The 16,339-nt window shown below is 37.6% G+C and carries 12 protein-coding genes; 10 read left to right on the plus strand and 2 right to left on the minus strand.

Annotated elements, in window-relative coordinates:
• Window positions 1-13: 13 nt before the first annotated feature.
• From C9J36_RS00400 to C9J36_RS00415, 4 genes are all read left to right on the plus strand, one after another.
• Window positions 14-1,072, plus strand: a complete 1,059-nt coding sequence (locus C9J36_RS00400; protein WP_107941826.1) for a tartrate dehydrogenase — start codon at window positions 14-16, stop codon at window positions 1,070-1,072.
• A gap of 291 nt (window positions 1,073-1,363) precedes the next feature.
• The gene (dctP, locus tag C9J36_RS00405; protein ID WP_107941828.1) at window positions 1,364-2,371 is read left to right on the plus strand and encodes a TRAP transporter substrate-binding protein DctP; all 1,008 of its coding nucleotides are present in this window, start codon (window positions 1,364-1,366) and stop codon (window positions 2,369-2,371) included.
• 121 nt (window positions 2,372-2,492) lie between these two features.
• A complete protein-coding gene (locus tag C9J36_RS00410; RefSeq protein WP_066170538.1) occupies window positions 2,493-2,987 on the plus strand; it encodes a TRAP transporter small permease in 495 nt (164 codons plus the stop codon).
• Entirely contained in the window at window positions 2,988-4,262 is a 1,275-nt protein-coding gene (locus C9J36_RS00415) for a TRAP transporter large permease (protein WP_066170535.1), read from the plus strand.
• A gap of 195 nt (window positions 4,263-4,457) precedes the next feature.
• On the opposite strand, the gene C9J36_RS00420 is transcribed toward C9J36_RS00415, so the two are convergent.
• Window positions 4,458-5,249: an IclR family transcriptional regulator domain-containing protein gene (locus tag C9J36_RS00420; RefSeq protein ID WP_066170532.1), complete on the minus strand. Its 792-nt coding sequence runs from the start codon at window positions 5,247-5,249 to the stop codon at window positions 4,458-4,460.
• Window positions 5,250-5,339: 90 nt separating this feature from the next.
• On the opposite strand from C9J36_RS00420, the gene C9J36_RS00425 reads away from it, so the two are divergent.
• Genes C9J36_RS00425 through C9J36_RS00435 form a run of 3 tightly spaced genes read left to right on the plus strand, consistent with a single transcriptional unit; the run spans window position 5,340 to window position 7,913 of the window.
• Window positions 5,340-6,023 (plus strand): CoA transferase subunit A, encoded by a 684-nt coding sequence (locus C9J36_RS00425; protein ID WP_107941829.1) that lies wholly within the window; start codon window positions 5,340-5,342, stop codon window positions 6,021-6,023.
• A 1-nt stretch (window position 6,024) separates the two neighbouring features.
• Window positions 6,025-6,663 (plus strand): 3-oxoacid CoA-transferase subunit B, encoded by a 639-nt coding sequence (locus C9J36_RS00430; protein WP_107941831.1) that lies wholly within the window; start codon window positions 6,025-6,027, stop codon window positions 6,661-6,663.
• 44 nt (window positions 6,664-6,707) lie between these two features.
• Complete coding sequence (locus C9J36_RS00435) at window positions 6,708-7,913, plus strand: thiolase family protein (RefSeq protein WP_107941833.1); 1,206 nt, start codon at window positions 6,708-6,710, stop codon at window positions 7,911-7,913.
• 106 nt (window positions 7,914-8,019) lie between these two features.
• Here the strand turns inward: C9J36_RS00435 and C9J36_RS00440 are convergent, their stop codons facing one another.
• Window positions 8,020-8,949, minus strand: coding sequence for a CAP domain-containing protein (locus C9J36_RS00440; RefSeq protein WP_107941836.1), 930 nt, complete (start codon window positions 8,947-8,949; stop codon window positions 8,020-8,022).
• Window positions 8,950-9,521: 572 nt separating this feature from the next.
• Between C9J36_RS00440 and C9J36_RS00445 the strand changes: the two genes are divergently transcribed.
• The 3 genes from C9J36_RS00445 (at window position 9,522) to C9J36_RS00455 (ending at window position 16,327) form a co-directional block, all read left to right on the plus strand.
• Window positions 9,522-13,898 (plus strand): S-layer homology domain-containing protein, encoded by a 4,377-nt coding sequence (locus tag C9J36_RS00445; RefSeq protein WP_107941837.1) that lies wholly within the window; start codon window positions 9,522-9,524, stop codon window positions 13,896-13,898.
• Window positions 13,899-14,244: 346 nt separating this feature from the next.
• Window positions 14,245-14,910, plus strand: coding sequence for a GntR family transcriptional regulator (locus C9J36_RS00450; RefSeq protein ID WP_066170514.1), 666 nt, complete (start codon window positions 14,245-14,247; stop codon window positions 14,908-14,910).
• Between the two features lie 4 nt (window positions 14,911-14,914).
• Complete coding sequence (locus C9J36_RS00455; RefSeq protein WP_066170511.1) at window positions 14,915-16,327, plus strand: aldehyde dehydrogenase family protein; 1,413 nt, start codon at window positions 14,915-14,917, stop codon at window positions 16,325-16,327.
• Window positions 16,328-16,339 lie beyond the last annotated feature (12 nt).

Consider the following 16,339-nt stretch of genomic DNA (forward strand, 5'->3'; position numbering starts at 1 on the left):
AGGTTATGAATTAATGAAGGTTTACCGAATTGCAACAATACCCGGTGATGGTATAGGAAAAGAGGTTGTACCAGAAGCGATACGTGTATTAGATACATTAGCTGCGCAAGATGGTAGTTTCAAATTTGAATGGGATATTTTGCCTTGGGGATGTGATTATTACTTAAAGCACGGCGAGATGATGCCTGAAAATGGATTAGAAATATTAAAAAAATATGATCAAATTTTCTTAGGAGCTGTAGGCTTACCAGAATTAGTGCCAGACCATATTTCATTATGGGGCTTGTTAATTAAAATTCGAAGAGGCTTGAAGCAGCAAATTAATATTCGTCCAGCAAAATTATTAGAGGGCTTAGAATCGCCACTAAAAAACCCAGGAAATTTTGATATTGTAGTTGTTCGTGAAAATTCTGAGGGTGAATATTCAGATAGCGGTGGTCGCATGCATTCAGGAAGCGATGAAATTGCCATTCAAAATGCAGTATTTACACGTAAAGGCACGGAGCGAGCGATTACTTATGCTTGTGAATTAGCGACAAAGCGCTCACAGAAAATAACGAGTGTTACAAAATCAAATGGTTTATCGCATAGCATGCCATTTTGGGATGATGTTTTTCATGATGTAGTAGCGAAGTATGATGATTTACAACATAGTAGCGCACATATCGATGCAATGGCTGCCTATATGATTATGAAGCCATCAGAGTATGACGTTGTTGTAGCTTCGAATTTATTTGGTGATATTTTAACTGATATTGGTGGAGCAATTATGGGGAGCATCGGTATTGCCCCTGCCGCAAACTTGAATGTTGAAAGGGAGTATCCATCCATGTTTGAGCCTGTGCATGGTTCTGCACCTGATATCGCTGGTTTAGGTGTAGCCAACCCATTAGGGCAAATTTGGACAGGTAAATTGATGTTAGATTTTCTTGGCTACGAGGAGCTAGGTGAAAAACTCCTATCAGCTATCGAATATACATTGAAGTCAAATATTAAAACGAAGGATTTAAAGGGCTCTGCCACAACAAAAGAGGTAACAGATGCTCTAATTGCTTACTTAGGGGAATCTTAATTTTTAGCTTCTTTCAATAGAAGTCTGCGGCATATGTCACAGGGCGTAGCGGTTTTAGGTTAACTTCCACCAAAAAGCTTGAAAAATCTGGACGAGAGTTGACCGAGGCGTAATTAATACAAGAAAAAATATTGACAAAAGAAAGAATATTAGAAATAATGATTGTACGATATAAAATAAGTTGTACGATATACGTACTAAAGTGTTTGGAGCAACTATATTTATATTGAAGCAAAAAGTTAGAAATGTATTCAATCGATGTAAAAAAACAGTAGATAAAGGGGTTATCGTATGAAGAAAATAGCAATGGTTATGATGTCGGCTCTATTAATGGTTATTCTAGCTGCCTGTGGCTCTGATAAAGGTGCCAACAGTACAGGAGATTCAGGAAAGCAGGTTGTACTTGATTTAAGTATTCCAGAACCAGAAGATGCGAAATTTGGTTTAACTGCACAAAAATTTAAAGAAGAAGTTGAGAAATTAACAGATAATCAAGTGACAGTAAAGATTCATGCAAATAATTCTTTAGGTGGAGAGCGTGAAGTATTTGAGTTAATGGGAATGGGTTCAGCTGATATGGCAATCCAATCAGTAGGTCCTGTAGGAAACTGGGTAAAAGAATTTAACGTACTAGATTTACCGTTTCTTTTTGACAACCGCGAGCATGTATATAGTGTACTAGATGGTGAAATTGGACAAGAGTTAAGTGAAAAGTTTGAGGCAGAGGCAAACGTTAAAACATTAGGCTGGTTGGAAAATGGCTTCGTTTCGACAACATCTAACAATGCGATTAATACTGTTGAAGATGTTAAGAAAATGAAAATTCGCGTTCAGGAAAATGAAATTCAAATTGATACTTGGAAGGCATTTGGCGCAGAGCCAACACCAATGGCTTGGACAGAAGTATTCACAGGCTTACAGCAAGGGGTTATTGATGGACATTCGAACTCCTTAGCAACAGTAAAATCTTCAAAGATTTTTGAGGTGCAAGATTATGTTGCTGAGCTAGGGGATCGCTTCAGTGCTGCAACGATTTCTATTAGTACAAAAACATTTAATGGCTTAACATCAGAACAGCAAGAAGCAGTAGTAGAGGCTGGTAAAATAGCCGCTGAATTCGGACGTCAAGCTAACCAAGATAAAATTGATGAGGCGCGTGCATTCCTATTAGAGCAAGGTAATCAAATTACAGAACCAGACAAGGAATCATTTAAAGCAACTGTGGGACCTGTCTATGAAAAATGGGCTCCTAAGCTAGGGGAAGCATTAATTGAAAAAATCCAAAATACAACTTATTAAGTATTGCTAGTTGCATTCTTATTGTGGATACAGCACTTTGTAACGAATGTGAGAGTACAAAGTGCTGTATTTTTCAAATAAAGAATTAAAGAGCAAGCTCTATTACGAGAGGTGAAACATATTGAAATCTATACTGCGAGGGTATATACGTATCGTAGATATCATTAATAAAGCAATGGGCTACGTATTAATGGTCATGTTAGCAGTAATGACTGCTATTATCTTTTGGCAAGTGTTTTCTCGATTTGTTGTGGGGTCATCTTTAGCTTGGTCGGAAGAATTATCGAGATTTTTAATGATATTTATGATTTTTATTGGTGCATCGATAGCGCTTAGAGGAAATGAGCTGATTTCTGTTGAGCTGCTCTTTGAAAGATTGACTGGAACAGCAAAGAAAATTTTAGTTGTCATTATTCAGCTTCTTTCAATTATTTTCTTTATTATTCTAATAAAATATGGCTATGCGATGGCAGAAAGTTTTAGTAATCAAAAAGCCCCTTCATTAGGAGTTTCTATGCAAGTAATCTATCTATCATTGCCTTTGGGCGGCGTACTAATGTTGATTAATTCTGTTGCATGCACAATTGAGCAGTTTATAGGGAAGGGAGAGAAGTAAATGTTAATAGCTTTTTTCGTATCACTCTTTGTTTTTATGTTTTTAAGTGTACCCATTGCATTCTCCCTCGGTCTATCAACAGTCATTGGAGTTTTAATGCATGACACCTTACCATTAGAAATAATACCACAAAGGATTTTTGTATCTTTAAATTCTTTTCCTTTAATGGCGATTCCATTCTTTATTTTAGCGGGGAACATTATGGGGGCTGGAAGTATGTCTAAACGACTTGTGAATTTTGCTACATCCTTGGTGGGGCATTTCACAGGCGGACTGGCAATGGTAGCAATTGTAACATCGATGTTCTTTGCTGCAATTTCAGGGTCAGGTGCTGCTACTACTGCTGCTATTGGTTCTATTTTAATTCCCGCAATGATTGCCAAAGGTTATAAAATTGAATATGCTGCGGCAAACCAAGCTGTAGCAGGTGCTCTTGGTATCATCATACCTCCGAGTATTGCGATGATTTTATACGGTGTTGCTGCAGAAGTATCTATCGGTGACTTATTCATTGCAGGTATTTTACCGGGTCTATTAATCACATTTTCTTTATTAGTAAGCGCTTTAATTATTGCTAAAAAGAATGGCTATGTTGGTGAGGAAAAGAAAGACTTCCCTCAAGTATTCAAAGCATTTAAAGAAGCTATATTGGCAATTTTAATGCCTTTGATTGTTTTAGGAGGTATTTATTCAGGTGTATTTACACCAACTGAAGCCTCGGTAGTGGCAGTTGTATACTCTATCTTCGTCGGTATGTTTATTTACCGTGATTTATCAATTGCTAAATTAGGTGAAGTGTTTAAAGAAAGTGCTGTGAATAGCTCAGTAATTATGTTAGTAATTGGGGTCGCGGGTGTATTTGGCTTCTTTATCGGCATTAATAGTGTGCCTGATATGATTTATGAGTCAATTTCAGCATTTGTAACGAACAAATATGTATTCCTTCTCATGGTAAACGTTATTTTATTTATTGCAGGGATGTTTTTAGAAGGTGGTGCAGCGATTCTAATTTTAGTACCGCTACTATTAGGGACAGCTTTAAATTTAGGAATTGATCCAGTTCACTTCGGTATGATTATGGTATGTAACTTAGCAATCGGATTAGTGACGCCACCAGTCGGCATAGATTTATTCGTTGTTGCAAAACTGACCAATGTCAGCATTATGAGAATTGCAAGATTTGCAATACCGTTAATACTTATTTTAATCGTTGACGTGTTAATAATTACGTTCGTGCCAGCTTTATCTACATGGCTACCATCTTTAATTAAATAGAAGCGTAGTTAATTATAGTAGCAAGAATCGGGGCGTCCAAAAAGTCGTGCAGTTAGCCAACATTTTGGACGCTTTCCCTATTTCAAAAAGCTGATTTTTTCCAAAGTAGCATCGTTAGTGTTCAAAAGCCCGCAGATGGAAGTACCTCTTTCTTTGCTTCTCACATTCTTTATCGTTGAGGCGTAAGTGATAAATTTATTGATGATGCTCTATCATTGTTGAGATTTCCGCTGCGATTTTCAAAAGTGGCTGAATATAATGTGCCTCAATTTTATTTATATCGAGGAACTTCGAGCTATGCATCGAAATATTGATGGCAGCTACAACTGTATTGTTTCTATTAAATAGAGGAGCTGCAATCGATGTTAAATCATTTTCTAGCTCCTGCTGTGCGATATTGTAGCCTCGTTCTCGAATAAGCTCACATTTTGCTGTTAGTTCGCTGAGAGAAGACGGCGTGTTAGCTGTAAATTTTTTAAACTCAATGTTTTCAGCATACTGAACAAATTTTTCTGGCTCCATATATGCAAGTAATGTTTGTCCCATAGACGTAGCATATGCTGGCAATCTAGAACCGACATTTAATGTAATACTCATAATTCTTTGAGTAGCTACTCTGGCAACATAGACAATCTCTTGACCATCTAAAACTGAAATAGAGGTTGATTCCTGCACGATATTTGATAGCTCCTCTAAATGAGGTGTCACGCCCGACCAGATGGAATTAGATGCGAAATAAGCATGACCTAACGATAGTATTTTAGGTGTTAACGAGAAGACATTTTTATCACTTTGATATAAGTATCCGAGATGTGTCAATGTCAATAAAATTCTGCGAGTGGCGGGGCGGGATAACCCTGTTAATTTAGCTGCCTCACTCATTGTCAAAGCCGGACACTCTTTTGTAAATGCACTAATAACGAGTAAACCCTTTTCCAGTGATTTGACAAAGTCACTTTCTTTAATCGTATCTTTTTTGATTGACATAATATACCCCCTATGATTATATAGAGTTATTATATCATGTACGCAATGAGTAAATCTATACGATATTCGTACAAAAGGTGGTTTTGACAAATGAAAGAGGTAGAAATACTAAGTCCGCAAGAAGCGATGCAATATGTACAGACAGGGATGTCAGTAATGGTCGGTGGATTTGGATTAGTTGGGAGCCCCCTAACTTTAATACAAGCACTTATCGAAAGGGATGTAACAGAGCTGACGATTTTAAGTAACAATATTGGTGAAAGTGGAAAAGGCTTAGGGAAATTATTGCAGCAAGGCAAAATAAAAAAAGCGATAGGCTCCTATTTTACGAGCAATCGTGATGTTGTAAGGCTATATAATGAAAAAAAGCTAGAGGTCGAGCTTTTACCACAAGGAACTTTTGTTGAAGCAATTCGAGCAGGTGGCGCAGGACTAGGCGGTTTTTATACTAAAACAGGTGTAGGGACAAAAATAGCAGAGAATAAAAAAATAGAAATAATAGATGGGAAAGAATATTTATTTCAAAAATCCTTACAAGCAGATATAGCAATAATACGAGCTTGGAAAGCAGACCGAGCTGGAAATTTACTTTACTACAAAACGGCTCGCAACTTTAATCCAAATATGGCTACAGCAGCAAAGTTTGTCATTGCTGAAGTAGATGAAATTGTTGAAATTGGAGACATCCAACCGGATGAGATTATTACACCGCACCTTTATATTGATGCTCTCGTAAAGAGTGAAATCACGATTTATGATCTGGAGGAGAAATAGTATGAAGGATGTTAAACAATTAATTGCACAAAGAGCAGCTCTTGAATTACCTAAACATTCAGTTATTAATTTAGGGATTGGGATACCTACACTTATCGCAGATATAATTGATGAAAGAGATTATGTATTACATACAGAAAATGGACTACTTGGTATAACGAAAGTGAACAATCAACAAATAGACCTTGAAATTGTCAATGCTGGAAAAATACCTGTTGGGGAAGCGGCTGGAGCAGCTTATTTTAGTAGCGCAGATTCCTTTGCTATGATACGCGGTGGTCATGTTGATATTGCTGTATTAGGTGCCTTGCAAATTGATGAGACGGGGGTAATGGCTAATTGGGCGATTCCCGGGAAGGATATTTTAGGTGTAGGGGGAGCAATGGATTTATTAGAAGGTGCAAAAACGATTATTGCAACGACTACACATACTTCTGCAAATGGTGATGCAAAATTTGTGAAAAAATGTACGTATCCAATAACATCTAAAAGAATCGTAGACACAATTGTAACAGATTTAGCAGTTTTCAAGTGGAGAGATACTATATATGAATTGGTAGATTTAGTCGGGACAGCGACATTAGAGGAAGTGCAGCAAAGAACAGAAGCAAATTACATTATTTCACCAAACTTATTGTAATTCAGTCAAACCTTTGACAGTGACGAGAAGAAAGGAGCATACCAATGGGAAAAGAAGTGTATATTATTGATGCTGTACGTACACCGATTGGAAAGTATAGAGGAGGATTAAAGGAAATTCGCCCTGATGACTTGGCGGCACATGTTATTCGTGCATTAATTGATAGGAATCCTACAGTCCCTTTTGATGATATTGATGATATTATTTTTGGTAATGCAAATGGGGCTGGTGAGGATAATCGGAATGTTGCACGCATGGCTACTTTACTTGCTGGATTGCCAAAAGAAATTAGCGCAACGACCGTTAATCGCCTATGTGGCTCAGGCTTAGATGCCGTAGCTCACGGTGCTAGGTCAATACTTGCTGGTGAGGCGGATATTGTCATTACAGGTGGGGTTGAAAGCATGACAAGGGCCCCTTTTGTGATGGCGAAGCCGGAAAATGATTTCCCGAGAGGTGATATGACTGTCTACGATACAACGATTGGTTGGCGCTTTATTAACCCAGTACTCGATAAAATGTATGGTACAGAAGTAATGCCGAAGACAGCTGAAAATGTAGCGCAGCGATTTAATATTTCACGTGAGCGCCAAGATTTATTTTCCTATAATAGCCAGAAAAAAGCAGCTACTGCGATGGAACTCGATAAGTTTAAGGATGAGATTATAGCTGTAGAAGTGAAGGATAAAAAAGGGAATATCACGCAATTTGTTCGAGATGAGCATATCCGTCCGAATGTAACACTGGAAAAGCTAGCCGCATTGAAGCCGATATTTGACAATGGAACAGTAACTGCCGGCAATGCCTCAGGCGTAAACGACGGAGCGGCAGCATTAATATTAATGAGTAAAGAAAAGGCAGAAAGCTTGGGGCTAAAGCCGTTAGTAAAATATACTTTCACAGCAACAGCAGGCTTGGAGCCATCAATTATGGGACTCGGACCAATATATTCAACACGTAAATTGTTGGAAAAATGCAATTTAACAATTGCTGATTTTGATTTAATCGAGCTAAATGAGGCGTTTGCCTCCCAAGCAATTGCGTGCATTGATATGCTAAAAATTGATGAATCTAAGGTGAATGTCAATGGGGGAGCAATTGCACTTGGTCACCCATTGGGGGCAAGCGGAGCACGAATTTTAACAACACTTATTTACGAAATGAAGAGACGAAATGCCAAGCGAGGCTTAGCTTCTATGTGTATAGGCGTGGGACAAGGAATATCATTAGCTGTTGAGAATTTGGAGTGAAAATAAACACTGTACCTATTGAATTTTACAATTGAAAACCTTTGATGAAACATCAATGAAGGCTTCCCAAAAGCAGGCAATGCACTGTTTTGGGAAGCCTTCTAAATTACTTGTAAAATCCGATTGTGAAGTACGGAATATTTTTGTTAGAGAATTGCACACCGACGAAGGAATGGGCAAATTTTGTTTGTAAAATATTTTCTCGGTGACCTAATGAATTCATTAATGCTTCATGTGCATGAATAGCACTGTATTGTCCGTAAGCCAAGTTTTCACCGCTCGCAGTAAATTTGATGCCCCCTGCTTGCATACGGTCCCAAGGCTGCTTACCATCCTTGCTTACATGGTCGAAGTAATTGTAGTAAATCATATCTCGGCTATGCTGACGACCGATAAAATTATATTGAGATTCATATGTTAAGGCTGGAACGCCATTTGCTACACGTGCTTGATTCATTAAATGAAACGATAATTCTTCGAAGCTATTGCGTAAATCATTTGACGATGGGCTAAAGAAACCTTGCTTTGACAGTTCCGCTTTCTCTGTTATCCATAAAACAGAGCGTATCGTATTTTTAGCATGAATATCATAGAAAAACGTCACATATTTGCCATCAATTAAATACGTGCCAGATGTTGTTTTACCATTGCCATCCACATAATTTTGCTTGTATGCTGTGTTACCTTTAACGATGCTATCCACTGGTTTACCATATTTTTTTGTAACAGTGCTGCTTGAATCCCCAATTTTGATACCGAATAAGGATTGTCCTTTACGTGTGTCATAGCCACCAATTACCTCATCGTTTTTACGACCCACTAAATAAAAGTTCTTATAATCCTTTTTCTCTAATTCCCACATCATATCATACTCTGAGAAAAACTTTTTATAAGGCTTTTGTTGAGTAGCTGTTGCCTTTGTTTTTGAAGTGGTAACCTGTGTAGAAGTTGTGTTTGCATCTACGTGAGTAAAGGTAGATGATATAGTAAAGATGGAGCAAGCAACGACAAATGCAGCTAACCATTTTTTAAACATAATTAGTAACCCCTTTCTTTAAATAACTTACAAATGAGAAAAACTTCATTAAATATGCTAATTTAAAATGAAAGTGTATTTTGTAATTCCTTGTTTAAAAAATTTTAGGGACAGGGGCAATCTTGATATAGAAAAGTAGGTTAGTAACAATCAAGATAACACAATTACATAATATAATAAGCACATTATTTAATAATAATACTACTATGAATTGTTTTTCGGGACTATAGTGGAAAAGGTGTGAAAATAGGCGTTAATAATACATGCAATGAATAAAAAGATTTATAATTGAAATATATGGATTATAAAGTAAAAAGAGTGATGGGTATTAAGTCCTTTAATGTTGAGTTAATTTTACTATAAATAATCTGACAATTCGAATTGTTGGGCTGTACTTGGCAATACATAAATCATACTGCACTTTTTTATTTTCTTCTATGAATGTACTCCCTTTATAGCCGATAATAGTAATATATACTTCATTTTTATGGAGAGGGCTATTTGGTGGATGACATATCATTTTTTAGATAGCACCAGTCCCGCAGCTGAGAAATGAATTGAAGGAGGAGCTTATGAAAAATAATTATAAAAAATTAAGTAAGGCGGCTGTAGCGACAGTTTTAGCTTCAAGCGGTATTCTTGTTGCGCTGCCACCTGTAGCAAATGCATATGTATTTAAAGACTTAAATCCCAATGCGGATTATTATAAACCAGTACTAGATTTAGTGAATCGTGGCGTTGTAAGTGGTTATAGTGACGGCACATTTAGACCGAGTGAGGCGGTAACGCGTGGCGAAGCAGCAAAAATCCTCGCTTTAGCGATGGGCTTAAACGTGGCAAGGCAAAAAAATCCTGGCTTTACAGATGTATCACAATCACATCCGTATTATTCATATATTGCGGCAATCGCCAATGAGGGAATTATTGACGGCTTCAATGATAAAACATTTAAGCCAAATGAATTAATTACCCGCGGTCAAATTGCTAAAGCGTTAACGCTTGGCTTCCAGCTTGAAGTGGCAACGAAAATTAATCACAATTTTACCGATGTATCCAGCCAAAATGCCAATGCGGCGTTTATTCAAACATTATATAATTTAGACATTGCAAAGGGAACGACAGCAACTACCTTTGAGCCATTTGGCACAGTAACAAGAGCGCAGTTAGCGACATTTATTTGGCGTGCGGAGCAGGCGGATAAAGGGGACCCATCTTATAATGTTGGGGATATACGCGGTGATATTATTTATATTAACGGCGTGCAATATACAATTGGTTCTTCGCTGAAATCGTTTATTAATGAGGGCAATGCGGCTGCTTTAAAAGGTGCTGTTATTGAAGGGACATTTAGCGGCAAAACATTAACGGGCATTCGCCAGCTAACGCTAAATGCTTCTGGTACAGCAAACCGCCTAGTAGCATTAGATGGCGGTGGTGCTAACTTTAATGGAGAATTAATAATTAACGGCACGTATTTGCGTGTGAAAAATATGCAGCTATACGGTCGCACAACAATTGCTGAAACACCACGCAAGTCTTTAGCTAACTATACAGAGCGCATTCAAGGCTTAAATATTGCAAGCATTTCAGGTGTTGGCTTTATTGATTGGTCACAGCCGAATGTGCCAGATGATAGCGAATATTTAAACCCGAAAGACAATGAAGTGTTAAAGCCTGTGCCAGATAAAAATGCTAAGCCAAATACGCGCTACTCAGCACGTATGGGCAAGGTAGAGGGCTATGTAGACTTCGAGGATACATATGTATCGAATTTATTTATCGAACGCAATTATACATTTGTATCAGCGGACGATACATTGAGCCGTGTCACGATTGCGCGCGATGTTGAGCAGGCAGAAATTTATGCAGATATGACAACAATGTATATCGAAACAGAGCGCAATTTAGTACTTTATGGTGTGCACAATATTGAAACGGTTTATAAAAATAACTATAAGAGCGTCTATTTCAATACGGACAGCTTTATTGACTTCCTCTATGTCGATAATAGCTCTGGCTGGATTGATTTAGGTGAGCATGTTTATATTGACCGTGTTATTTTACCAAAGGACAAAAAGCCAAACCAAATTTTCGATGACTTCGAAAATGATAATGACAAAATTGGCAATATTACTGACCCAGACGGCAAGCCAGTTGACCGTGAGGATGAGGATAAGGATATCCCTGATGAAACACGTCCGGTCATTGTAGATTTAGATGTTATTGGTGAGGGTTCATCCGCTACTGCAACATTCACATCGAATGAGAATGGCACGTATTACTGGGCAGTGCGTAAGGAGTCCGAGCGTCCACCAACAATTCGTGATATTTTACGTGAAAATGCCGAGCAACGAGGCACAGCAACTGCAGACCGTCCTGTTACATTCACAATCAATGATTTAGAGGAAGAAACAGACTATGTTTTATATTTAGTTGTTGTAGATAATTCTGAGAATGTGTCTGAAAAGGCGGAGAAAGCATTTTCAACTACAGATGGTACGCCGCCGCGCGTGAATGGTTTAGGGGCAGAGCCGATGCATGGAGGACAACGAGCGAAATTCTTCTTCACGCCATCTGAGCCAGGGGAGTACTACTACATTATTCGCCGTTCAACATCGGCAGAAGCGCCGACAGTGGAAGACATTTTAACAAGTCCTTCAGGTAGTGGTCAGGCGAATTCTAGAGATAGAGTCGAGCATATTATAAGCGGCTTAGAAGCTAATACAGACTATCAAATCTATGTAGTCATGAAGGATAGGTCGGGCAATGTTTCAGAGCGCGTTGAAAGCACAACTGTGACGACATCAGATATTGATAATGTGCATCCGTATGTGGCGAGTCCACCAGAATTAATACGCTATAATGATAATCAATTTTATTTATATTTTAGCGAACGATTAGACCCTGAAACAGCTAATAATATTGAAAACTATGATTTATCAGGCTCTGTCATCATCAATATTGATGGGCAGCAGACAATTAAGCCAGCTGCTGTTGAATATCAAGAAAATGGGAATCGACCACGTGTACTATTAACAATCCCTTCGCAAACAGGTTTTGTTAATGGAGATACGTTAAAGGTGACAGTATTACCTGGAGTCAAAGATTTAGCAGGCTTAGAATTTGAAAATATAAGAACGTTACCAACTAACTCGGATGTGCCACCTCGAAACTATGCAACATATACGCATACAGATACGGTGCCACCAGAAATTACAAAAATTAATATTACAAAAAATGCTGGTAGTGAGTTAGCAGAAGTTGAATTCACTGCTAATAAAGCGGGATTAACATACTACTTAATTATGCCAAATACAACAGACTTAGATCAGCTAGATATCAATGAACAGGATTTCTACAATGAGTTTGGCGACAGACAATCAGGTAAGTTTGATACGACGACAACTGATAGCGGTAAAATTTATATCGGTAATTTAAAAGAACCCGTTACGACAGAGGTAGGGACGCAAAAGTTCTATTTAGACTTAACGACTTTAGAGCTTGACCCATTCACAACATACGATATATTCATGGTGCTGCGAGACCGCTCAGGAAAGCTATCAAAAATAGAGCGTAAAGAAATTATTGCTGATACGAAACCACCATTAGTAGACCCAAATAGTATTAAAGTAACACCTATAGGTGGAGACGAGGTAGCTGCTAGTCGCCGTGACCGAGAGGCAACTCTTACTTTCCACTCTTTAGAGGCAGGGACTGTTTATTACAAAGCAATTGAAAAATGGGTCGTAGACGACGAGCTAGCAGGTACGATGAAGCTAAATCCACTTATCTATGATACAAGTGGCAACTTAAAGCCAATTGATGGCACAACAAGCTCAAATCGCACAAGTGCTGAGCGTGAAGCAGCATTTAGAGCAATAGGCGGCGTAGGCAATGAGCAAATGGCAAATGGTGATAATAGTATCATAATCAAGAACTTGACGCCACATCAAGAATACGTTCTTTATATGGGAGTAAGAGATCGACATGGCAACTTCACTGTTTATAGTATGAATGATGCCAACCCAACATGGGACTTAAACCAACCAAATGGTTCAGTTATGTGGAAGGAATTTTATTCAGATGGAACAAAGCCGAAAATTGTGGATCACTTAATCTATAGAAATACAGATGGCACATTTACGATTACATTTAGCGAAGCGATTATGCGTCAAAAGCCTACAGGTACTTCAGGCGTTCTAAAAGCAGACTTGAACCGCTCGTCTATCCCAGCTTCGGGCACATTTGACTTATCTACGATTTTAGATATAACAAATGAGGCGGGAAATCCAATTACGTCCGAATATGAATTTGATAGCTACACAGTAGGGACAAATTCAACACAGGCAAGTAAACTTGTTATTAAACCAACTGCAAGCGGTACGATGGACAAGACGATTACAATTAAGATGAAAGATATGCCTGCTGCGTATGACTATGCGGGGCAAAATGCGTTTGACCTTGAAGACTTTGGTCAGTATATATATCCGGGAGTTATTGAAAATACAATTATGGGTGCAGCGGTAACAGGAGCTAATATCGGTCTACCGGGTGTAGAAGCATCAAAAACAATGAGAACGATTGTATATATTGAAGCGGAGCCGGCATACAAACAACGCTATTATTATGCTGTTACAAATAGTGCTACAACAATCGATCCACAAATGGTAATTAATTTAGTAAATAATCAAAGCACATCTAGTGGTCCTATTCTTGTATATGGAAGTGATTTTTTACCAGAAGATTCTCCAGAAGACAGACAATTTACGCTAAATATAAGAGCTATTAGCCGTCCTGGATTATCTAACCCTGTATTTACAGTAGGTAATAACTTCTTTATTTTCACTGTGGACCGTTATGGTAATATCGTGTGGGCAGTAGACCCAAGCGATACAAGCAAAAAATACAAAACGTTAACGGATGCAATAGGGCTAGACCCAGAAATATAAGATACTCTAAAATTATATAGTTAGTTTTTTATGAGCATTCATCTCTCCTTATACAGAAAAGAGATGAATGCTTTTTTTATGGATGCTAAGCACCTAAGTAGTTAAATTAAAATCTAGGGTTAGTGTCAAAGATTTATCGGAGAAAGAGTAAATGATGATGAGTTAATTCGTTATAGGATAAAAGCTGTTAAAAAATAATATATTATTTTGAATAAGATAATATACGAATCAGAGCCTAAAAGAGAAGAAATTAAGTAAAAAACAGAAAATTCGTACTTGTAAAACAATGAATTGTATATTATTATAAATAAAAATATAAAATAATATATTATTTAGGGGTGGTAAAGTGGCATTTGAGAAAGAGCATGGTGAAACATCGGAACAAATTTACAACTTAATTAAAGAGCAAATTTTTAGCTGGGAGCTAAAGCCGGGACAAAAGTTAAACTTAAGCCAAATGGCTAAAGAAATGAATGTTAGTACAATCCCTATTAGGGAAGCGCTTTCAAGATTGCAGGATTCTAAATTGGTTTTGCTAGTACCGAATAAAGGCTATCAAGTAAGTAATATCATCGATGAAGTATCGATGAAAAAAATGGCGGAGTTTAGGCTAATGCTTGAATTAGAAGCATTAAAAATCGTAATAAGAAATAATAATTTAGGCTTTATTGATAAATTAGAAACATTGAATGCGGCTGCTAAGTCTATTGATTTAACTAATAACTATACTAATATTTTGGCATTTAATAATTATGACAATCAATTTCATCTTGAAATTATGTACGCCTCTGAAAATTCATATTTAATCGAGAGCTATGAAAGGTTATACTGCCATCTGCATATTGCGAGATTTTATTATCAAAGAGGAGCAGTTGATCAAGATGAAGCGACGACTGAGCATGATTGGCTAATTGAAAGTTTAAGAAATAGGGATGTCGAAATGGCTACTACTCATATAAAAAAGCATATTTCACAAGGATATTTGAGGCTTTTACAAAAGGAAGGGGAGTGATGATATGCAAACATATGGGCATTTTATTAATGGGCAATGGATATTATCGGGTGAAGTGATTCCAGTCATAAATAAATACACAAATGAAAATTATGCAATGATTCATGAGGCAGACGGGGAAACAGTTGCTAAAGCAATTGAGGTGGCGAAGAAAACAATTGAAAGAGTGGAGCTTACAGCAACCGAACGCTATGAAATCATTATGAATGCTTCGAAAATTATTGAGCAACGAAAAAGTGAATTAGCCAATATATTAGTTATTGAAGCTGGGAAGTCTAAAAAAGATGCACTTATGGAGATTGAACGTGGTATTCAAACATTAATTGCTTCTGGGGAGGAAGCCAAAAAACTAGCGGGGCATGGTGTAGCACTTCCTAATGAACATTCGAAAATGGCTTTTACGGTTAGAGTTCCAGTCGGGGTTATCGTAGCGATTACGCCATTTAATTTTCCTTTTAATTTGACTGTTCATAAAATAGGGCCTGCACTTGCTGCTGGTAATGCAGTTGTGTTGAAGCCAGCCGAAGTGACACCAATCATTGCCTGTAAATTGGCTGAAATATTTAAAGAGGCAGGTTTGCCAGATGGATTCCTTAATTTAGTAAATGGTCGCGGTTCAATTGTTGGTGACTATTTACTGGAAAACCCAAACGTAGGAATGTATACGTTTACAGGAAGCCCAAAAGTAGGTCAGTATATTAAAAGTAAATCTGGCATTCGCAAAGTAACGCTTGAATTAGGTAATAATTCTCCAAATATTGTGCATGAGGATGTTGCGGATATCGAGAAGGCTGTGAATTTATGTGTGACAAGAGGTTTCTCAAATGCAGGTCAAGCATGTATTTCAGTCCAAAGAATTTATGTACATGAAAATATTTATGAGCGCTTTGTAGAATTGGCAGTCCAACAAGTTCAGCAATTACAGCTTTGTTCAGCTGAAAATGCAGATGCGGATATAGGTCCAGTCATTAGTGAAAGAGAAGCGATGCGAATAGAAAGTTGGATTGATGAAGCCAAAACTCAAGGAGCAAAAGTTGCAATTGGCGGAAGTCGCAGAGGAAATTTTGTTGAGCCAACACTTTTAATTGATGTCGACGATACGATGAAAGTTGTATGCGAAGAGGTGTTTGGACCAGTGATTTCCATTCAAAAATATGCTTCATTCAGTGAAGCAATTGAACGCGCAAATAACACAACTATGGGTTTACAAGTAGGGGTGTTCACATCCAATATTCGGAATATTATGTATTCCACGAAAAAGTTACAATTTGGAGGAGTGATAATTAACAATGTCTCTACATATAGAGAGGATTTAATGCCATATGGGGGAGTAAAAAATAGCGGTGTTGGGAAAGAGGGACCAGCATACGCAATACAAGAAATGTCAGAAGAAAAATTAATTGTTTTAGATTATTAATGAAAAGGGGAT

The organism is Metasolibacillus fluoroglycofenilyticus (genome assembly GCF_003049645.1).
Taxonomy (GTDB): Bacteria; Bacillota; Bacilli; order Bacillales_A; family Planococcaceae; genus Metasolibacillus; species Metasolibacillus fluoroglycofenilyticus.